The sequence below is a fragment of the Streptomyces sp. NPDC096079 genome, from assembly GCF_040303145.1.
Classification (GTDB): Bacteria; Actinomycetota; Actinomycetes; order Streptomycetales; family Streptomycetaceae; genus Streptomyces.
The window spans coordinates 187,014-207,719 of the sequence record NZ_JBEOST010000003.1; the positions used below are offsets into that span (position 1 = coordinate 187,014).

Below are 20,706 nucleotides of genomic sequence, written 5' to 3' on the forward strand. Positions count from 1 at the left end.
GTTGAGTTCCGGTCCCCCCGAAATGGGCACGTCCGAACCCCATCGGAGGTCCCTCCGTACCGCAGCCGGTCACCCGCAGCACTGACGCCCCAGGGCGTCGCTCGGTTCCCGGTGGTCTGCATGCCGCACAGACTACGCACGGCCAAAACCCACCTAGAGACGGACTTCACCCCAAATCCGGCAAGTCGATCACTGTGAATTGACGATGTGACGCCGGTCACGGCGGTCCCGCTTGTCGAGACAGAGTGGCCGTTCTATCGTGCTGATGTATCGAGTCGATACATCAGCACGGCATAAGGCCCCGGAAGCGGAGGAGGAGACGACGGATGAGCAGACGCTCCGGCATCCTCGAGTTCGCCGTCCTCGGCCTGCTCCGCGAGGCTCCGATGCACGGGTACGAGCTGCGGAAGCGCCTCAACACCTCGCTGGGCGTCTTCCGGGCCTTCAGCTACGGAACGCTGTATCCCTGCCTCAAGACGCTGGTCGCCAACGGCTGGTTGATCGAGGAACCGGGCAGCGCCGCGGAGGAGGCCCTCGCCGCTTCACTCGCAGGACGCCGGGCCAAGATCGTCTACCGGTTGACCCCGGCAGGTAAGGAGCACTTCGAGGAGCTCCTCTCCCACACCGGCCCGGACGCCTGGGAGGACGAGCACTTCGCAGCACGCTTCGCCTTCTTCGGGCAGACCGAGCGCGAGGTGCGGATGCGCGTGCTGGAGGGTCGCCGCAGCCGGCTGGAGGAGCGCCTCGAGAAGATGCGCGCCTCCCTGGCCCGGACCCGCGAGCGCCTCGACGACTACACGCTTGAGCTGCAGCGCCACGGTATGGAGTCCGTGGAGCGCGAAGTGCGCTGGCTGAACGAGCTCATCGAGAGCGAGCGGGCAGGGCGGGATCAGCGATCCGGCCCCGACGCCCCCGCTCTGCACGACAACGATTCTGGAGAGACGGGCGGCCTGCCCCGGCACGGGGGCAGTACCCGGCCGGATCCGTCCGACGACACCGCCAAGTGAAACCCTGCGCACAGCAGGGCTTCCACGATCACACAGGGAGCAACCGGAATGGGTTCGGTTCGCGTAGCCATCGTCGGCGTGGGCAACTGCGCCGCCTCGCTGGTGCAGGGCGTCGAGTACTACAAGGACGCCGACCCGGCGACCAAGGTGCCCGGCCTGATGCACGTCCAGTTCGGCGACTACCACGTCGGTGACGTCGAGTTCGTCGCCGCCTTCGACGTCGACGCGAAGAAGGTCGGCCTCGACCTCTCCGACGCCATCGGCGCCAGCGAGAACAACACCATCAAGATCTGCGACGTCCCGAACGCGGGCGTCACGGTCCAGCGCGGTCACACGCTCGACGGTCTCGGCAAGTACTACCGCCAGACCATCGAGGAGTCCGCCGAGGAGCCGGTGGACGTCGTCCAGGTCCTCAAGGACCGCCAGGTCGACGTTCTCGTCTGCTACCTGCCCGTCGGTTCCGAGGCCGCTGCGAAGTTCTACGCGCAGTGCGCCATCGACGCCAAGGTCGCGTTCGTCAACGCTCTCCCGGTCTTCATCGCCGGCACCAAGGAGTGGGCGGACAAGTTCACCGAGGCGGGCGTCCCGATCGTCGGCGACGACATCAAGTCGCAGGTCGGCGCGACCATCACGCACCGCGTGATGGCGAAGCTGTTCGAGGACCGCGGTGTCCGTCTTGAGCGCACCATGCAGCTCAACGTCGGCGGCAACATGGACTTCAAGAACATGCTCGAGCGCGAGCGCCTGGAGTCCAAGAAGATCTCCAAGACGCAGGCCGTCACCTCGCAGATCCCCGACCGTGAGCTGGGCGAGAAGAACGTCCACATCGGCCCGTCGGACTACGTGGCCTGGCTGGACGACCGCAAGTGGGCGTACGTGCGCCTTGAGGGCCGCGCCTTCGGCGACGTTCCGCTGAACCTCGAGTACAAGCTCGAGGTGTGGGACTCCCCGAACTCGGCCGGTGTCATCATCGACGCCCTGCGCGCCGCGAAGATCGCCAAGGACCGGGGCATCGGCGGCCCGATCCTCTCCGCGTCCTCGTACTTCATGAAGTCCCCGCCGGTCCAGTACTTCGACGACGAGGCCCTGGCCAACGTCGAGAAGTTCATCAAGGGTGAGGTCGAGCGCTAAAGCGCCCGCACGCTTGTCGATCGAGGGTCCCCGAGCCACTGCCCGGGGGCCCTCTTCGTATGTGAGTCTTGCTGCCATGTCCGTCGTACGTGATCTGCGCGTACTCCTGCGCCTGACGAACTTCCGCCGCCTGCTTGCCGTCCGGCTGCTGTCCCAGTGCGCCGACGGCGTCTATCAGGTCGCCCTGGCCACGTACGTCGTCTTCTCCCCCGAGAAACAGACCTCCCCCGCCGCGATCGCCTCCGCCATGGCGGTGCTCCTGCTCCCGTACTCGCTCGTGGGGCCCTTCGCCGGGGTGCTCCTCGACCGCTGGCAGCGCCGGCAGGTCTTCCTGTACGGGAACCTGCTGCGCTCCCTCCTCGCCGGCGGGACCGCGGTCCTCGTCCTCGCCTCCGTCCCGGACTGGCTCTTCTACGCCTCGGCCCTCTCGGTCACCGCCGTCAACCGGTTCGTCCTGGCAGGGCTCTCGGCCTCCCTCCCGCGTGTCGTCGACGAGGAGCGCCTCGTCATGGCGAACTCCCTCTCGCCCACCGCGGGCACCCTCGCCGCCACCGTCGGCGGCGGCCTCGCGTTCGGTGTCCGGCTCCTCGCGGACGACTCCGACGCGGCCGTCGTGGCCTTCGGCGCCGTCCTCTACCTCTGCGCCGCCCTGGCCTCCCTGCGGATGTCCCGAGAGCTCCTCGGCCCCGATCCCGACCTCGTCCCGCAGCCCCTCACCTCGGCCCTGCGGTCGACGGCGCAGGGTCTGGTCGCGGGACTGCGGCACCTCGCCGAGCGGCGCCCCGCCGCCCGGGCGCTCTTCGCGGTGACCCTCATGCGCTTCTGCTACGGCGCCCTGCTCGTCACCGTGCTCATGCTCGCCCGCTACTCGTGGAGCTCCACGGACTCCGAGGGACTCGGCCTCCTCGGGCTCGCCGTCGCGGCCTCCGGCGCCGGCTTCTTCGCCGCCGCCGTCCTCTCCCCCTGGGCGGTGGGGCGGTTCGGCCCCTTCGGCTGGATGACCGTGTGCACGGCGGCGGCCGCCGTCCTCCTCCCGGCGCTCGGCCTGACCTTCGCCTCGACGCCGTTCCTCGTCGCCGCCTTCGTCCTGGGGCTCATCACCCAGGGAGCCAAGATCGCGACGGACACGGTGGTGCAGACGACCGTGGACGACGCCTTCCGGGGCCGGGTCTTCTCGCTCTACGACGTGCTGTTCAACGTCGCCTTCGTGGGCGCTGCGGGCGTCGCCGCGCTGATGCTGCCGCCCGACGGCCGGTCGTCCCTGCTGATCGTGCTGGTGACCCTGCTCTACGCGGGGCTCGCCGTGGCCCTGCGCCGGGAACGCCAGGAGGGGTGATGTTTCACGTGAAACATCACCCCTCCTGGCGTCGACCGGGCCGGTGTTTCACGTGAAACATCGGCCCACCGGGCGCTGAGCCCGCTCAGTCGCGCGCTGCCCACCACTCCTTGAGGGCGGCGACGGCCTGGTCGTGCTCCATCGGGCCGTTCTCGAGCCGCAGCTCCAGCAGGAACTTGTACGCCTGACCGATGGCGGGGCCGGGGCCGATGCCCAGGATCTCCTGGATCTGGTTGCCGTCGAGGTCGGGGCGGATCGAGTCCAACTCCTCCTGCTCCTGGAGCTGGGCGATGCGGTCCTCAAGGCCGTCGTAGGCGCGGGAGAGGGCACCCGCCTTGCGCTTGTTGCGCGTGGTGCAGTCCGAGCGGGTCAGCTTGTGCAGGCGCGAGAGCAGCGGCCCGGCGTCGCGCACATAGCGCCGCACGGCCGAGTCGGTCCACTCGCCGGTCCCGTAGCCGTGGAAGCGGAGGTGCAGCTCCACGAGGCGCGAGACGTCCTTGACCATCTCGTTGGAGTACTTGAGCGCGGTCATGCGCTTCTTGGTCATCTTGGCGCCGACCACCTCGTGGTGGTGGAAGGAGACCCGCCCGTCCTTCTCGAAGCGTCGGGTGCGCGGCTTGCCGATGTCATGGAGCAGGGCGGCCAGGCGCAGCACCAGGTCGGGCCCGTCTTCCTCCAGGTCGATCGCCTGGTCGAGCACCGTCAGCGAGTGCTCGTAGACGTCCTTGTGGCGGTGGTGCTCGTCGCTCTCCAAGCGCAGCGAGGGCAGCTCGGGCAGGACGTGCTCGGCGAGACCCGTGTCCACGAGGAGCCCGAGGCCCTTCCGGGGGTGCGCCGAGAGCAGCAGCTTGTTGAGTTCCTCACGGACGCGCTCGGCGGAGACGATCTCGATCCGGCCGGACATCTCCTTCATGGCGCCGACGACCTCGGGAGCGACCTCGAAGTCCAGCTGTGCGGCGAACCGCGCGGCCCGCATCATGCGCAGGGGGTCGTCGGAGAAGGACTCCTCCGGGGTGCCCGGCGTGCGCAGGACGCGTGCGGCGAGGTCTTCGAGACCGCCGTACGGGTCGATGAACTCCTTCTCCGGGAGCGCCACGGCCATGGCGTTGACGGTGAAGTCACGCCGGACCAGGTCCTCGTCGATGGAGTCGCCGTAGGAGACCTCGGGCTTCCGGGAGGTCCGGTCGTACGCCTCCGAGCGGTACGTGGTGACCTCGATCTGGTAGCCGTCCTTCTGGGAACCGACCGTCCCGAAGGCGATGCCGACCTCCCACACCGCGTCGGCCCACGGACGGACGATCTTCAGTACGTCCTCGGGGCGGGCGTCGGTGGTGAAGTCCAGGTCGTTGCCGAGCCGGCCGAGCAACGCATCGCGCACCGAACCGCCGACCAGCGCGAGGCTGAACCCGGCCTCCTGGAAGCGGCGGGCGAGGTCGTCGGCGACGGGGGACACACGCAGTAGTTCACTGACTGCGCGGCGTTGCACCTGGCTCAGTGCAGTCGGGGTGTCTTCGTTGGCGTTCGGCACAACAGAAAAGGGTACGTGCCCCGGCTCACCGCGACGTCCCCGTTTCACGCGGCGCGGGGGAGGCCCCGCTTCCGCCGACCGGGTGCCGGGCGGGGCCGGAGGGCGATCGGTCGAAGATCGCCTGGAGCAGTCCCCGGCACTTGCCCCCGGCGTGCCTCGTTACCATGCCTGGACACAGCAACCGGGAACCATCGACACCACTGGCATCACCGACAACGACGAGGACGGGCGAACGCGTGGCCGAGGCGGCAGACATCCAGGGAACCGGTCCCTCACCTGCCCGCCGATGGCTGCGGCGCACGATCACCGTCGCCTTCGGGGCGCCCCTTCTCGCCGGCCTGCTCCAGGCCCCGGTCGTGGCCGCTCCGTCGGCCGCGTCCGAGGACGGCACCGGATCCAGGACCGTCGATGTGTCACTCGACACGCTGACCCCGAGCGCGCCGGTCGAGGGGGACACGGTCACGGTCACCGGAACGGTGACCAACCGGAGCAAGAAGACGGTCACCGACGCGACGGTGAACCTCCGCGTCGGGCCGAAGATGACGAGCCGCAGCGAGATCGACCAGGTCTCGGGGCGGACCGGCTACCGGAGCGACAGCGACCCCGGTGTCCTCGAGGACGCCCCCACGGTCAAGATCCCCCGCCTCGGTGCCGGTCTCAGCACGGACTTCTCGCTGTCCGTCCCCGTCTCCGCGCTCGGACTCGACGACGAGGGCGTCTACCAGCTGGGCGTCTCCCTCACCGGACACACCCCGGACCGGCAGAGCGACCGGGTGCTCGGCATCGAGCGGACCTTCCTGCCGTACCAGCCCGAGGCCGCCGAGAAGAAGACCCAGCTCACCTATCTCTGGCCGCTGATCGGCTCGGCGCACGTCTCGGCGCAGACGGCCACGGACGACCAGCAGACCCCAGTCTTCGAGGACGACGACCTGGCGGCCGAGCTGCGTCCGGGCGGGCGCCTGGACCAGCTGGTCTCCCTGGGCAAGGACCTTCCGGTCACCTGGGTCGTCGACCCTGACCTGCTGGCCTCCGTCGACGCCATGGCGAACGGCTACCGGGTCAAGGACGGCGACCAGGACGTCCCCGGCAAGAACCAGGCCGTCGCCGAGCGGTGGCTGGACGCGCTGGAGAAGGCGGTGCAGGGCCACAAGGTCGTCGCCCTCCCCTTCGCCGACCCCGATCTGGCCTCCCTGGCCCACCGGGGCAGGGACGTCCCCGGGTCCCTCGGACACCTCCAGTCGGCGACGGCCCTGGCGGGCATGACGGTCGAGACCGTCCTGCACGTCCAGGCGTCGACCGACTTCGCCTGGCCCGCCGACGGAGCCGTGGACCCCTCGATCGTGGCCGTCGCGACCTCGGCCGGCGCCGACAAGGTGATCGCCCGCAGCGACAGCGTCCGCGACGACCTCGCCTACACGCCCACCGCCGCCCGTCCGCTCGGGAACGGCAGCACCACGGCCGTCGTGAGCGACGCGCTGCTGTCCACCGCCTTCGAGGGGGACATGGTCCGCGCGGAGACCTCCACGCTCGCGGTCCAGGAGTTCCTGGCCCAGACCCTCGCGATCACCATGGAACAGCCGGAGGACCAGCGCAGCGTCGTGGTCGCTCCGCAGCGGATGCCGACCGGCGCCCAGGCCCAGTCCATGGCGACCGCGCTGAAGGGGCTCTCCGGCCGGCGCTGGAGCCAGCCCAGCGACCTCCTCGCGGCCGCCGCGGCCAAGCCGGACCCCGACGCCTCCACCACGGTGCCCAGCAGCTCGCGCTACCCGAAGAAGCTCCGCGACCGGGAGCTGCCGGTCCAGGCCTTCCGGGACATGAAGACCACGCGGGACGAGCTGGACGACTTCAAGGTCGTCCTGACCCAGCCCGAGCGGGTCGTGACGCCGTTCGGCAACGCGATCAACCGCGAGATGTCGACCTCCTGGCGCGGTGAGGCCCGGGCGGCGGCGATCTACCGGAACAACGTCCTGGACTATCTGCAGACCCTCACCAAGGGCGTCCAGCTGGTCGACAAGTCGGACCTCACGCTCTCCGGCCGCAGCGCGACGATCCCCGTCACCGTCCAGAACAAGCTGCTCCAGGGCGTGGACAACCTGAAGCTGCGCCTCACCTCCGGCAACAAGAACCGGCTGGAGCTGAACGGCGAGAGGTTCGCCGAGCTCCCGGTGAAGGTCGGCGGCGGACACAGCCAGTCGGTGAAGTTCAGCGCCTCGGCCAACGTCAACGGCCAGGTGCCGATGACGGCCCAGCTCTACACCGAGGACGGCACGCCGTACGGGCAGCCGATGAACTTCACCGTGCGGGTCTCCGAGATCACCCCCACGGTGATGCTCGTCATCGCCGGCGGTGTCCTCCTCCTCGTCCTCGCGGGCGTGCGCATGTACAGCCAGCGCAAGCGGGTGGCCGCCCGGAACGCCGCCGCCGAGGCGGCCGAGGACGCCGAGGACGACACCACGCCGGTGCCCGACGAGGACGCGCCGGGCGAGGCGGAGGCCCACGGGGACGAACCCGTGCAGCCGAGTGACCCGACACCGGACACCGCGCCCGAAAGCGGCGACCCGTCGGGCCCGGGTGAGAAAGTGGACCGTTGAGCGATGTCGTGGCCGGTCGGCCGGGGACGATGAGGTGGGGTAACCATGAACGCGCCGTACGACGGTGACCGCGGCCAGGGCCCGGGCGGCCCGGCGCCGTCCGGTGGGACGCCCGCGGTGCCTCCCGGTGCCGGCCACCCGCCGGTGCCGCCCCCGCAGCAGGGCGCCCCTGGCCCGCAGGGACACGACCCCTACGCGCAGAACCCCTACGCCCAGGACCCCTACGTCCAGGACGCCTTCGCGCACGACCCGTACCGGGCCCAGGACATGTCCGCGCAGGACCCGGTGACCGAGGCGCTGTACGACCGCGCCGCGCACCCTCCGCCGCCGCCCGGCACCTACCAGGACCCCCACGCGCTGTACCAGCAGCCGGCCGCGCCGCACCACGCCCCCGACCCCCGGGTGTGGGCACACACCCCGGCGCCCGAGCCGGACGGTCCCTCGCGCCACCTGCCGTACGGCGACGACGCCCGCACGGTCCAGTTCACCGGCGTCGACGACCTGGTCACCCGGGCCGGCGAGGAGACCCCCGAACCGGACGCGTTCGCGCACCTCTACCGCGACCAGCAGGCGCCCGGCCAGGTGCCGACGCCCACGCCGGAACCGGACCCCCTGCCCGCGCCCGCCCCGAAGAAGTCCGGGCGCGCCTCCGGGCTGCTGAAGTCGAGCGCCGTGATGGCGGCGGGCACCCTGGTCTCCCGGCTGACCGGTTTCGTCCGCAGCCTGGTGATCACCGGTGCGCTCGGCGCGGCCCTGCTCGGTGACACCTTCACCATCGCCTACACCCTGCCGACGATGATCTACATCCTCACCGTCGGCGGTGGCCTCAACTCGGTCTTCGTCCCGCAGCTCGTGCGCTCGATGAAGAACGACGAGGACGGCGGCGAGGCCTACGCCAACCGCCTGCTCACCCTGGTCATGGTGGCGCTCGGCCTCATCGTGGCCCTGGCCGTCTTCGCGGCGCCGCTGCTGATCCGGCTGATGTCGAACACCATCGCCGACGACGCCGCGGCCAACAGCGTGGCCGTGACCTTCGCCCGCTACTGCCTGCCCACGATCTTCTTCATGGGTGTGCACGTGGTGATGGGTCAGATCCTCAACGCCCGCGGCAAGTTCGGCGCGATGATGTGGACCCCGGTCCTCAACAACATCGTCATGATCGTCACCTTCGGCCTGTTCATCTGGGTCTACGGCACCTCCGCCGAGTCCCACATGGGCGTGCAGACCATTCCGGACGAGGGCATCCGCCTCCTCGGCGTCGGCACGCTCCTCGGGCTCGTCGTCCAGGCCCTCGCGATGATCCCGTACCTGCGCGAGACGGGCTTCCGCTTCCGGCCCCGCTTCGACTGGAAGGGCCACGGCCTCGGCAAGACGGTCAAGCTGGCCAAGTGGACCGTGCTCTTCGTCCTCGCCAACCAGGCGGGCGTCCTGGTCGTCACCCAGCTCGCCACGGCCGCGGGTGAGGAGTCCGGGAAGAACGGTGCCGGCTTCCTCGCCTACTCCAACGCCCAGCTGATCTGGGGCATGCCGCAGGCCATCATCACGGTCTCCGTGATGGCCGCGCTGCTGCCGCGGATCTCCCGCGCCGCCCACGACGACGACCCCGGCGCCGTCCGGGACGACATCTCGCAGGGCCTGCGGAACTCGGCCGTCGCGATCGTCCCGGTCTCCTTCGCCTTCCTGGCGCTCGGCGTCCCGATGTGCACCCTGCTCTACGCGTCCAGCGGCATCGAGGCCGCCCAGGGCATGGGCTTCATCCTGATGGCCTTCGGCCTCGGCCTGATCCCCTACTCCGTCCAGTACGTCGTGCTCCGCGGCTTCTACGCCTACGAGGACACCCGGACGCCCTTCTACAACACGGTGATCGTCGCCGCCGTCAACGCGGCCGCCTCGGCGGTCTGCTACGTCGTCCTGCCCGCCCAGTGGGCCGTGGTCGGCATGGCCGCCTCGTACGGGCTCGCCTACGCCGTCGGCGTCGGCATCGCGTGGCGGCGGCTCAGCAAGCGTCTGGGCGGCGACCTGGACGGCACGCACGTGCTGCGGACCTACGCTCGCCTCTGCATGGCCTCCGTACCTGCCGCAATCGTCGCCGGTGCCGTAGGTTTCGGCCTGCTGAAGCTGCTCGGCGAGGGAGCCCTGGGCTCGCTCGTCGCCCTCGTGGTCGGTGGGGCGGCGCTCCTCGGCGTCTTCTTCGTCGCCGCGAAGCGCATGCGGATCGCGGAGTTGAACACCCTGGTCGGGATGGTCCGCGGGCGCCTGGGACGCTGAACCGAGCGGTCCCGCACAACCATCGGCGGGAACCGTGTGTCGTGCATAGCGTCCGACTGTGGGCACAATTGGCTTGGCTGTTGGATGTGGCGCAACGGATGGGGAGGCAGGAACGACGGTGGCGGAACGTAGCACGGCTGCCGTCGACGTGGCCGACAACAGCGGCGATGACCCGCTGACCGCCAAGGCGGACACGGCCGCGACCGACGGGGTGGCGGAAGAGCAGAAGACGGCGGAGAAGACCGCCGAGGCCACGGAGAACAAGGCGGTCGAACGAAAGAGCGGCGAACAGCCCTCCCTCACGGCACCGGAACTGCACAGCGGTCACAAACTGGCCAGACGCTACCGACTCGAAGAGTGCGTCACCCGTCTGGACGGCTTCAGCAGCTGGCGTGCCGTCGACGAGAAACTGCGCCGTGCCGTCGGGGTCCACCTGCTGCCGGCCGACCACCCCCGAGCCCGGTCGGTCCTGGCCGCGGCCCGCTCCTCGGCCCTGCTCGGCGACCCCCGGTTCGTCCAGGTCCTCGACGCCGTCGAGGAGAACGACCTCGTCTACGTCGTGCACGAATGGCTGCCGGACTCCACCGAGCTGACCGCGCTGCTCGCGGTCGGCCCCCTGGAGCCCCACGACGCCTACCAGCTCGTCAGCCAGGTCTCGCAGGCCATGGCCGCCGCCCACCGCGAGGGCCTCGCGCACCTCCGGCTGACCCCGAGCGCCGTCCTGCGGTCCTCCACCGGTCAGTACCGGATCCGCGGCCTGGCCGTGAACGCCGCCCTGCGTGGCATCACCGCCGAGCGTCCGCAGCGCGCCGACACCGAGGCCATCGGCGCCCTGCTGTACGCCGCGCTCACCCAGCGCTGGCCGTACGACAGCGACGCCTACGGGCTCTCCGGGCTCCCCAAGGGCGTCGGGCTGCTGCCGCCGGACCAGGTCCGCGCCGGGGTCCACCGGGGCCTCTCCGAGATCGCCATGCGCGCGCTCGCCAACGACGGGGCCACCGCCTCGCGTCAGGAGCCGCCCTGCACGACTCCGGACGAGCTGGCCAAGGCCGTGGCGGCGATGCCCCGCGTGAAGCCGCCGGAGCCGGAGTTCACCGCCCCGCCCGAGTACCAGCACACGACGTACCAGCAGGGCACCTACGGACGCCCCCAGCCGCGTCCCGTGGTCACCCCGACGGTCATCGTCCCGCCGCCCCCGCTGCAGAGCCGCACCGGCAGGGCGATGAAGTGGGCCGTATCGGCCCTCCTCATCGCCGCGCTGGGCCTCGGCAGCTGGCAGATCGCGGACCGGCTGCTCGCGCCGGACGGCAAGAACCCCGAGACTCCGGTCACCTCGCCGACCACCGACGAGAAGCCCGAGCCACCGAAGCCGATAGCGATCTCGTCCGCCCAGGACTTCGACCCGTTCCCCGGGGGCAACGGCGAGGAGTACCCGGAGGCCGTGAAGAACGCCTTCGACGGTGATCCGAGCACCTTCTGGCACACCAAGAACTACGCCACCGCGAAGTTCGGCAACCAGAAGCCCGGCGTGGGAATCGTGCTGGACCTGGGCTCGGCCCAGAAGGTCGGCTCGGTCGACCTGTCGTTCGTCGGGAACACCTCGGTGGAGATCCGCACGGCACCCGAAGGCGCCTCCTCGGCGCCGACCACGGCCGACGAGTTCACCACCCAGGCGCAGGGAACGGACAGCGAGGTGAAGCTGAAGCTGCCCAAGCCCACCACGACCCGCTACGTTCTGGTCTGGCTGACGGAGCTGCCCCTCACCGAGGGCGAGTTCCGCGGCCAGCTGACCGAAGTCAAGGTCATGAGCTGACGACCAGAGGGGAGGGGGCTCACCGTTGGACCGACCGATAGACGACGCCACGGACGACCGGGAACTCCTGGAACGCCATGTCGCCGGAGACCCGGACGCCTTCGGTGAGCTCGTGCGGCGCCACCGCGACCGGCTGTGGGCGGTGGCCCTGCGGACCCTGGGGGACCGCGAGGAGGCCGCTGACGCCGTCCAGGACGCCCTGATCTCCGCCTTCCGGGCCGCGCATACCTTCCGCGGCCAGTCGGCCGTCACGACCTGGCTCCACCGCATCACCGTGAACGCCTGCCTCGACCGTGTCCGCAAGGCGGCCTCCCGCAGGACCTCGCCCGTCGACGACACCGACCGCTTCGAGCAGCTCCTCGACCCCCACGAGTCGGCCGAGGCACCGGTGGAACGCCAGGACCTCCACCGGCAACTGCTCGCCGCGCTGGGCACGATCCCCGAGGACCAGCGCGCCGCCCTCGTCCTGGTCGACATGCAGGGATACCCGGTCGCCGAAGCGGCCCGTATCCTCGGCGTTCCCACCGGGACCGTGAAGAGCCGGTGCGCACGCGGGCGGGCGCGCCTCCTTCCGATGGTCACTCATCTGCGCGCCGACACCGTGGGTAACGAGGCCACCGAAGGGGGAAGGAACCGGACGCCGGGGACATCCGTCCCACCGGTGCCGGGGCCGACGGATACCGGACCGACAGATCCAGCTGCTGTGAAGGGCGGAGGTGGGCGCACGTGACTTCCACGGCCGGCAGGGCCGACACCACACAGCACCCGGACGTCTCGGAGATCTCCGACCTGACCGAGGGGCTGCTCTCACCGACCCGTGCGACGGTCGTACGCAGGCACCTGGACGGCTGCCCCCTCTGCGCCGACGTGCGGTCCTCCCTGGAGGAGATCCGCGGCCTCCTCGGCACGCTTCCGGGACCGCCCCGCATGCCCGCCGAGATCGCCGGGCGGATCGATGCCGCCCTGGCCGCCGAGGCCCTCCTCAACGCCACCTTGCCCGAGAGCGACAGCCCCGTTTCACGTGAAACATCGCTCTCCTCCGACGAGACCGCTCCTGCCCCCCTGGCCTCCCCCGCCGTGGACCGTCCTGCCGGACGTCCTCGGGCGGGCACCGGCCCCGGGCGTCCCGGCAGACCCCGACGCCGCCGGATCGCCCTGCTCTCCACCATCGGCGCCGCCTTCGGAGCCGTGGTGCTCGGCACGAGCCTCTATCTCAGCCAGGCGGGCAACCTGACCGCCGGCAGCGCGGACAGCGACACCAAGAAGGCCGACGCATTCGCGAGCGCACCGCTCAGTCCGTTCTCCGGCGCGCCCGTCGAGGACCGCGTCCACGCCCTGCTGAGCGGGGACCGCGCACCCAAGACCCCTCAGGGGGTCGGTCCCGAGTCCATGTCCTCCGAGGCCAGTGGCGACCCCTCCCTGCGCAGCAGGGACGTTGCCGTTCCCGCCTGTGTTCTGGCGGGCACCGGCCGCGGCGACGGCGTGCTCGGCTATGAGCGAGGCGAGTACCAGGGCACGCCCGCCTACCTGCTCGTCCTGACGGATCCCGCGGACAGCACACGGGTCCAGGCCTATGTGCTCGACGCCTCCTGCGCGGCACACCCCCAGAAGAGCGGAGCCCCGGCCGCCGATCTCCTCCTCAGCCAGACGTACCCACGCTCCTGACCTGGCTCTCCGCACGACCACGGTGCCGCGCGGCGGTCTCGGGAATGCACGCCCCTTAGGATCCGTTGGGTGGGGTGAGAGCGACCGAGACAACCGCCCCCGTAGGCAGTGGCAAGTCTGCAGAGACGAGGAAGAAACCCGTGAGCGACGTCCGTAACGTGATCATCATCGGCTCCGGTCCCGCGGGTTACACCGCGGCGCTCTACACGGCCCGAGCGTCGCTGAAGCCCCTGGTCTTCGAGGGTGCCGTCACCGCTGGTGGCGCCCTCATGAACACCACCGAGGTCGAGAACTTCCCCGGTTTCCGTGACGGGATCATGGGCCCGGACCTCATGGACAACATGCGCGCCCAGGCCGAGCGCTTCGGCGCCGAGCTGGTTCCCGACGATGTCATCGCCGTCGACCTGACCGGTGACATCAAGACCGTCACCGACACCGCCGGCACCGTGCACCGCGCCAAGGCCGTGATCGTCACCACCGGCTCCCAGCACCGCAAGCTCGGCCTCCCCAACGAGGACGTGCTCTCCGGCCGCGGCGTCTCCTGGTGCGCCACCTGCGACGGGTTCTTCTTCAAGGACCAGGACATCGCCGTCGTCGGCGGCGGCGACACCGCGATCGAAGAGGCCACCTTCCTCTCCCGCTTCGCCAAGTCGGTCACGATCGTCCACCGCCGCGACAGCCTGCGTGCCTCCAAGGCCATGCAGGAGCGCGCCTTCGCCGACCCGAAGATCTCCTTCGCCTGGGACAGCGAGGTCACCGAGATCCACGGCGACCAGAAGCTCACCGGTCTGACCCTGCGCGACACGAAGACCGGCGAGACCCGCCCGCTCGCCGTCACGGGCCTCTTCATCGCCGTGGGCCACGACCCGCGGACCGAGCTCTTCAAGGGCCAGCTGGACCTCGACGAGGAGGGCTACCTCAAGGTCGCCGCCCCGTCGACGCGCACGAACCTCACGGGTGTCTTCGGCGCCGGCGACGTCGTCGACCACACCTACCGCCAGGCCATCACGGCCGCCGGCACCGGCTGCTCCGCCGCGCTCGACGCCGAGCGCTTCCTGGCCGCCCTCGCCGACAGCGAGAAGCTGGCCGAGACCCCCGCGGTCTGACCTCATCTCTCCCCGCCCCACACCCCGCAGAAAAAGGAGGTCGCCGTGGCCGGCGCCCTGAAGAACGTGACCGACGCAGACTTCGAGGACGTTGTCCTCAAGAGCGACAAGCCCGTCCTCGTGGACTTCTGGGCTGCCTGGTGCGGTCCGTGCCGCCAGATCGCCCCGTCGCTGGAGGCCATCGCCGCCGAGCACGGCGAGATCGAGGTCGTGAAGCTCAACATCGACGAGAACCCGGGCACGGCGGCCAAGTACGGCGTCATGTCGATCCCGACGCTGAACGTCTACCAGGGCGGCGAGGTCGTCAAGACCATCGTCGGCGCCAAGCCGAAGGCCGCGATCCTGCGCGACCTCGAAGGCTTCGTCCAGGCCTGATGCTCGGCCCTTGTTTCACGTGAAACGGCCCGTCCCCTCCGAGGGGGCGGGCCGTTCTCGTGTCCGCCGAGGCTAGAGCGGCCGCAGCACCGGCTCCTTCTGCACGGCGCCGAGGAGCCGGTCGAGAGCCATCTCGACGTCCTCCTTCCAGGAGAGCGTCGTCCTGAGCTCCAGCCTCAGCCGGGGGAAGGCGTGATGCGGGCGAACGGTCTTGAAGCCCACCGCGAGGAGATGCTCGGCCGGCAGCACACAGGCCGGCTCCTTCCAGCGGGCGTCACCGAACGCCTCGATCGCCTTGAAGCCCCGCCGCATCACGTCCTTGGCGACGGTCTGCACCACCACCCGCCCCAGCCCCTGTCCCTGATAGCCCGGCATGATCCACGCCGTCATCAACTGGACGGCGTCCGCGGCCACGGGGCTCGTCGGGAAGGCCGTCGAACGCGGTACATAGGCCGGGGGAGCGTAGAGGACGTAGCCGACCGGCACCTCGTCGACGTAGACCACACGACCGCAGGAACCCCACTCCAGGAGAACGGCCGAGATCCAGGCTTCCTTCTCCAGCTCTGGGCGCCCCGCCTTCACCGCGGCCTCACCGCTGACCGGGTCGAGCTCCCAGAAGACACAGGAGCGACACCGCTTGGGGAGATCCGGAAGGTTGTCCAGCGTGAGCGGTACGAGCCGACGCCCCACGGCTGCACCTCGTTTTCCTCGCCATCGAGCACGGATACGCCTCTCGGAATCGTATCGATCGGGCGATCGGGAGGACACCGCTCACAGGCAAAGGGCGGGCCGCATTCCGGTGAAGACCGGAGCACGGCCCGCCCTGGGCGGCCTCAGCGAGAGGGGATCAGCCCTCTGCGTTCTTCTGGTCCAGGACCCGTCCCTCGCCGGGGGCCAGGGTCGAGAGGATCCGGTCCAGATCGTCCATCGACGCGAACTCGACGACGATCTTTCCCTTCTTCTGCCCCAGGTCGACCTTCACCCGGGTCTCGAAGCGGTCCGAGAGACGGGTGGCGAGGTCCGTGAGCGCGGGCGAGACACGGGCACCGGCACGCGGGCCCTTCGGCTTGACCGCGGCAGCGGGCTCCTCGGAGCCCATGAGGCTCACGATCTCTTCGACGCTGCGCACCGAGAGCCCCTCGGAGACGATCCGGTAGGCCAGCCTGTCCTGGGCCTCCGGGTCCTCCACGCCGAGCAGGGCGCGTGCGTGGCCGGCGGAGAGCACCCCGGCGGCGACCCGGCGCTGCACGGGCAGCGAGAGCCTCAGCAGCCGCAACGTGTTGGAGATCTGCGGACGGGACCGCCCGATGCGCTCCGCGAGCTGGTCATGCGTGCAGCCGAAGTCCTTGAGCAGCTGCTCGTAGGCGTGGGCCTCTTCGATGGCGTTGAGCTGGGCCCGGTGAAGGTTCTCCAGGAGCGCGTCCAGGAGCATCTTCTCGTCGTCGGTGTCCCGGACGATCGCGGGGATACGCTCCAGGCCCGCCGCCGTCGACGCCCGCAGACGACGCTCACCCATGACGAGCTCGTACCGGTCGGCCTCGATCTTGCGCACGACCACGGGCTGGAGCAGGCCGACCTCCTTGATGGAGGTGACGAGCTCCGCCAGCGCGTCCTCGTCGAAGACCTCACGGGGCTGCTGCCGGTTGGGAACGACGGAATCGATCGGCAGCTCGGTGAAGTACGCCCCGGCCGGAGGCTCGGGCAGGGCCACCGGCTCGGGCTCGTTCCAGGTCGGCGTCGACTCCGGGGGCTGCGGGCTCTGCGGCAGCGTCGCCAGCTTCGCGGCGGCCACCCCTCGCTCCACCTGCCGTTCCTGGGGAGCAGCGGGGATCAGCGCACCGAGCCCACGCCCCAATCCCCTACGTCGCTCGCTCACTGGATCCCCTCCGACATGCTGCGCTGGTTGTTCTGGTGCCCTGCATGGGCGTGCTGCGGGTCGTAGTGCACGGCGACCCCCCGCAGCGCGATCTCACGGGCCGCTTCGAGGTACGACAGGGCGCCACTGGAGCCCGGGTCGTAGGTGAGGACCGTCTGCCCGTAGCTCGGGGCCTCCGAGATGCGGACGGACCTCGGAATGCTGGTCCGCAGGACCTCCTCGGCGAAGTGGGTGCGCACCTCGTCGGCGACCTGGGAGGCGAGCCTCGTCCTGCCGTCGTACATGGTGAGCAGAATCGTCGAGACGTGGAGCGCCGGGTTGAGGTGCCCCCGGACCAGGTCGACGTTCCGCAGGAGCTGTCCGAGCCCCTCCAGCGCGTAGTACTCGCACTGGATCGGGATCAGCACCTCCGCGCCCGCCACCATCGCGTTGACCGTGAGGAGGCCGAGCGAGGGCGGGCAGTCGATCAGGATGTAGTCCAGCGGCTGCTCATAAGCCTGGATCGCCCGCTGCAGACGGCTCTCACGGGCCACCAGCGACACCAGCTCGATCTCCGCGCCGGCGAGGTCGATGGTGGCCGGGGCACAGAAGAGGCCCTCGACGTCCCTGACGGGCTGCACCACGTCGGAGAGCGGCTTGCTGTCCACCAGGACGTCGTAGATCGAGGGGACCTCGGCGTGGTGGTCGATGCCGAGCGCCGTCGAGGCGTTGCCCTGCGGGTCCAGGTCGATGACGAGGACCCGGGCGCCGTGCAGCGCCAGGGAGGCGGCAAGGTTGACCGTCGTGGTCGTCTTGCCCACGCCGCCCTTCTGGTTGGCCACGACCATCACACGGGTCTCTGCCGGGCGGGGAAGTCCCTCACCGGCACGACCCAGTGCCTCTACTGCCAGCTGGGCAGCACGACCGATGGGGGTGTCGTCCATCGGGGGCGGTGTTTCACGTGAAACATCCTCCCCCACCGATTCGGTTCGGGGACCGGGGACCGGATCGGTCATCGGTCCCGCGATGTTGGCGTCGGACCGCAAGGATTCACTCTCCTCGGCTTCAGGCTCGCGATGAGGAGAGCCTGCCATGCTTTCGGGGTCGTGAACCAGCGAGGCCGGTGGTTCTGTGGGTGAATCCACCTCTGTGGAGAACTCCGTAACCCTCGCGGGTGGCTTCACGCGGGGTCGACGGTCCCGGGGCGCGGCAGCCGCGCGACCGCGGCTGATGATCCCCTGCAGCAGTGAGCGACGTTTCACGTGAAACACCATGCCCCCGCCGCCCGGCCGGGACCGGTCGACACTCCGAAATGGTACGTATGCGACGCTCAGCGGCGTCGACGGGTCTTGCTCGTACGGGCCGCCTTGGCCCGCTTGGCGGCGAACCGCACGCCACCGGGGCTCTCGCCGACCTCCACACGGACGACCGTCGACAGCGGGTCGACGATGCCCTCGCCCACATGGACGACCGAGGTCTCCACCACGCCGAGCCGCGAGAGCGCGGCGCGAGCACCGTCGATCTCCTCCTCCGCGGTGTCGCCCTTGAGTGCCAGCATCTCTCCGTACGGACGCAGCAGCGGAACGCCCCAGCCGGCCAGCCGGTCGAGCGGGGCCACGGCCCGGGCGGTCACCACGTGCACGGGCGTGATCTTGCCGAGCATCTCCTCGGCGCGCCCCCGGACCACGGTCACATGGTCGAGGCCCAGCAGCTCCACGACCTCCTGGAGGAAGTTCGTCCTGCGCAGGAGCGGCTCCAGGAGCGTGATCTTCAGATCAGGGCGGACCAGGGCCAGCGGGATACCGGGCAGGCCGGCGCCCGAGCCCACGTCGCAGACGGTGACGCCCTCGGGGACGACCTCCGAGAGGACGGCACAGTTCAGCAGGTGGCGTTCCCAGAGCCGCGGAACCTCGCGCGGGCCGATCAGACCGCGCTTCACACCCGCGTCCGCGAGGAGCTCCGCGTACCGCACGGCCTCCGGGAAGTACTCGCCGAAGACTGTCCGCGCCTGCTCCGGCGCCTCGGGGAGCTCCGCTGCCTCCGTCACGGGAACCGTCCTTCCGTACCGCACGCCTGGCGTGCGAGCGCACTGTGGTGGCTGACTATCAAGGCTGACAAAGATCGGCCCCGCCTGCGAACAGACGGGGCCGACACTACGTGAGGGGTCAGGCCGGGAGCACGACGACGAAGCGCTGCGGCTCCTCGCCCTCGGACTCGCTGCGCAGACCGGCGGTGGCGATCGCGTCGTGCACGACCTTGCGCTCGAACGGCGTCATCGGGTCCAGCTTGACCGGCTGGCCCGTGGACTTCACCTCGGCCGCGGCCTTGGCACCCAGCTCGGCGAGCTCGGCGCGCTTCTTGGCCCGGAAGCCGGCGATGTCGAGCATCAGGCGGCTGCGGTCCCCGGTCTCGCGGTGCACGGCCAGGCGCGTCAGCTCCTGGAGCGCCTCCAGGACCTCGCCGTCGCGGCCCACGAGCTTCTGCAGGTCGCGGCTGCTGGAGTCGCTGATGATCGAGACCGCGGCCCGGTCCGCCTCGACGTCCATGTCGATGTCGCCGTCGAGGTCGGCGATGTCGAGCAGGCCCTCGAGGTAGTCGGCCGCGATCTCACCCTCCTGCTCCAGGCGGGTCAGGGTGTCGCCACCCTCGGCGGCGGCGGAGGTGGTGCCTTCCGTCACGGATGGACTCCTTCTTGCTTCTGGGAGGGCTGCTTACTTCTTGGAGGACGGGTGCTTGGGCCGCTGCTGGCCCTTGCGCTGTCCCTGACCGGACTTGCCCTGGCGGGAGCCTCCGGAGTTGGCGCGGCTCGGGCGCTGCGGGCTGTCGGCCGGCGCCTCGTCCTTGGCCTCGGTCGTGGCCTGGCCCTGGGGCTTCTTCTCGAGCGAGGTGGTCGCCTCTTCGGCGGCCGGCTCGGAGGATTCCTCGGAGTCCTTCGCCACGGGGTGCTGGGCACCGGACGCCTGGCGCTGGGACTTCGTCTGACGCTTGGGCTGCTGGCGCTTGCCGGCGGCACCGCCCTCGGCCTCGGCCACGAGGGTGTCGCCCTTGATCACGGTTCCGTCGGCCTGGGCGGCGAAGCCGGCCTTGGACAGACCCACGAAGAAGCGGCGCTCGTTCTCGTTGCGGTCGCTGCCCTTGGCGACGATCACCTTGACGATGTTCTTCCGGCGGCGGCCGCGGACCTCACCGTGCTGCGTGATGCTCTTCAGCAGGCGCTGGAGGTAGGAGTCCTGGGCCTTGCTGCCCGGCGTCGGGTTCTGGTTGATCACGTACATCTGCTGGCCCATGGTCCACACGTTGGTGGTCAGCCAGTAGACGAGGACACCGACGGGGAAGTTGATGCCCATGACGGCGAAGATCACCGGGAAGATGTACATGAGCATCTTCTGCTGCTGCATGTACGGCGTCTTCACCGAGAGGTCGACGTTCTTCATCATCAGCTGGCGCTGGGTGAAGAACTGCGAGGCCGACATCATGATGATCATGACCGCGGTGACGATGCGGACCGAGGTCAGCGAGGCGTCGAGAGCGGCGACCTCGGCGGCGGAGTCCGTGAACTTGGCGGCCAGCGGAGCGCCGAAGATGTGCGCCTGACGGGCGCTGGCGAGCAGCGGCTCGTCGATGACGCCGATCGTCTTGCCCGAGGCGATCGCGGAGAGCACGTGGTACAGGGCGAAGAAGAACGGCGACTGCGCCAGGATGGGAAGGCACGAGGAGAGCGGGTTGGTGCCCGTCTCCTTGTACAGCTTCATCATCTCTTCGGACTGACGCTGCTTGTCGCTCTTGTAGCGCTCCTGGATCGCCTTCATCTTCGGCTGGAGCGCCTGCATGTTCCGCGTCGACTTGATCTGCTTCACGAAGAGCGGGATCAGACAGATGCGGATGAGCACCACGAGGGACACGATGGACAGGCCCCAGGCCCAGCCCGTGTCGGGGCCGAAGATCGCCCCGTACACCTTGTGGAACTGGACGATGACCCAGGAAACGGGCCAGGTGATGAAGCTGAACAGACTGGCAATCGTGTCCACTAA

17 protein-coding genes are annotated in these 20,706 nt (G+C 70.0%); 10 read left to right on the top strand and 7 right to left on the bottom strand.

Going from position 1 to position 20,706, the window contains the following annotated elements; all coding sequences use genetic code 11:
- Window positions 1–326: 326 nt before the first annotated feature.
- The 3 genes from ABTY59_RS08275 to ABTY59_RS08285 all read left to right on the top strand — a co-directional run bounded on the left by ABTY59_RS08275 (window position 327) and on the right by ABTY59_RS08285 (window position 3,474).
- On the top strand, window positions 327–1,007 hold the full coding sequence (locus tag ABTY59_RS08275; RefSeq protein ID WP_352018096.1) for a PadR family transcriptional regulator: 681 nt from the start codon (window positions 327–329) through the stop codon (window positions 1,005–1,007).
- A 48-nt stretch (window positions 1,008–1,055) separates the two neighbouring features.
- A complete protein-coding gene (locus ABTY59_RS08280) occupies window positions 1,056–2,138 on the top strand; it encodes an inositol-3-phosphate synthase (RefSeq protein WP_352018097.1) in 1,083 nt (360 codons plus the stop codon).
- A gap of 76 nt (window positions 2,139–2,214) precedes the next feature.
- The gene (locus ABTY59_RS08285) at window positions 2,215–3,474 is read left to right on the top strand and encodes an MFS transporter (protein ID WP_352018098.1); all 1,260 of its coding nucleotides are present in this window, start codon (window positions 2,215–2,217) and stop codon (window positions 3,472–3,474) included.
- Window positions 3,475–3,559: 85 nt separating this feature from the next.
- Here ABTY59_RS08285 and ABTY59_RS08290 read toward each other — a convergent pair whose 3' ends face one another.
- Complete coding sequence (locus ABTY59_RS08290) at window positions 3,560–5,002, bottom strand: CCA tRNA nucleotidyltransferase (RefSeq protein ID WP_352018099.1); 1,443 nt, start codon at window positions 5,000–5,002, stop codon at window positions 3,560–3,562.
- Window positions 5,003–5,238: 236 nt separating this feature from the next.
- On the opposite strand from ABTY59_RS08290, the gene ABTY59_RS08295 reads away from it, so the two are divergent.
- From ABTY59_RS08295 to trxA, 7 genes are all read left to right on the top strand, one after another.
- Window positions 5,239–7,593 carry a DUF6049 family protein gene (locus ABTY59_RS08295; RefSeq protein ID WP_352018100.1) on the top strand — a complete coding sequence of 785 codons (2,355 nt, stop codon included), beginning with the start codon at window positions 5,239–5,241 and terminating at the stop codon, window positions 7,591–7,593.
- A gap of 45 nt (window positions 7,594–7,638) precedes the next feature.
- On the top strand, window positions 7,639–9,861 hold the full coding sequence (gene murJ, locus ABTY59_RS08300; protein WP_352018101.1) for a murein biosynthesis integral membrane protein MurJ: 2,223 nt from the start codon (window positions 7,639–7,641) through the stop codon (window positions 9,859–9,861).
- Between the two features lie 118 nt (window positions 9,862–9,979).
- Window positions 9,980–11,674 carry a protein kinase family protein gene (locus ABTY59_RS08305; RefSeq protein WP_352018102.1) on the top strand — a complete coding sequence of 565 codons (1,695 nt, stop codon included), beginning with the start codon at window positions 9,980–9,982 and terminating at the stop codon, window positions 11,672–11,674.
- 25 nt (window positions 11,675–11,699) lie between these two features.
- Window positions 11,700–12,404 carry an RNA polymerase sigma factor SigM gene (gene sigM, locus ABTY59_RS08310; protein ID WP_502995343.1) on the top strand — a complete coding sequence of 235 codons (705 nt, stop codon included), beginning with the start codon at window positions 11,700–11,702 and terminating at the stop codon, window positions 12,402–12,404.
- Window positions 12,401–13,339, top strand: coding sequence for an RsmA family anti-sigma factor (locus tag ABTY59_RS08315; RefSeq protein ID WP_352018103.1), 939 nt, complete (start codon window positions 12,401–12,403; stop codon window positions 13,337–13,339). Before sigM ends, ABTY59_RS08315 begins: the two co-directional genes overlap by 4 nt.
- 140 nt (window positions 13,340–13,479) lie before the next feature.
- Window positions 13,480–14,445, top strand: coding sequence for a thioredoxin-disulfide reductase (trxB, locus tag ABTY59_RS08320; protein WP_352018104.1), 966 nt, complete (start codon window positions 13,480–13,482; stop codon window positions 14,443–14,445).
- Window positions 14,446–14,490: 45 nt separating this feature from the next.
- Entirely contained in the window at window positions 14,491–14,820 is a 330-nt protein-coding gene (trxA, locus tag ABTY59_RS08325; protein ID WP_352018105.1) for a thioredoxin, read from the top strand.
- A gap of 72 nt (window positions 14,821–14,892) precedes the next feature.
- Here the strand turns inward: trxA and ABTY59_RS08330 are convergent, their stop codons facing one another.
- The 6 genes from ABTY59_RS08330 to yidC all read right to left on the bottom strand — a co-directional run bounded on the left by ABTY59_RS08330 (window position 14,893) and on the right by yidC (window position 20,703).
- The gene (locus ABTY59_RS08330; protein WP_352018106.1) at window positions 14,893–15,510 is read right to left on the bottom strand and encodes a GNAT family N-acetyltransferase; all 618 of its coding nucleotides are present in this window, start codon (window positions 15,508–15,510) and stop codon (window positions 14,893–14,895) included.
- Window positions 15,511–15,667: 157 nt separating this feature from the next.
- Window positions 15,668–16,696, bottom strand: a complete 1,029-nt coding sequence (locus tag ABTY59_RS08335; protein WP_352018107.1) for a ParB/RepB/Spo0J family partition protein — start codon at window positions 16,694–16,696, stop codon at window positions 15,668–15,670.
- Window positions 16,693–17,769 carry a ParA family protein gene (locus ABTY59_RS08340; protein WP_352018108.1) on the bottom strand — a complete coding sequence of 359 codons (1,077 nt, stop codon included), beginning with the start codon at window positions 17,767–17,769 and terminating at the stop codon, window positions 16,693–16,695. Before ABTY59_RS08340 ends, ABTY59_RS08335 begins: the two co-directional genes overlap by 4 nt.
- Window positions 17,770–18,005: 236 nt before the next feature.
- Entirely contained in the window at window positions 18,006–18,722 is a 717-nt protein-coding gene (gene rsmG, locus ABTY59_RS08345; protein ID WP_352018109.1) for a 16S rRNA (guanine(527)-N(7))-methyltransferase RsmG, read from the bottom strand.
- Between the two features lie 118 nt (window positions 18,723–18,840).
- Window positions 18,841–19,353, bottom strand: coding sequence for a Jag family protein (locus ABTY59_RS08350; RefSeq protein ID WP_352018110.1), 513 nt, complete (start codon window positions 19,351–19,353; stop codon window positions 18,841–18,843).
- Between the two features lie 33 nt (window positions 19,354–19,386).
- On the bottom strand, window positions 19,387–20,703 hold the full coding sequence (gene yidC, locus ABTY59_RS08355) for a membrane protein insertase YidC (protein WP_352018111.1): 1,317 nt from the start codon (window positions 20,701–20,703) through the stop codon (window positions 19,387–19,389).
- Window positions 20,704–20,706 lie beyond the last annotated feature (3 nt).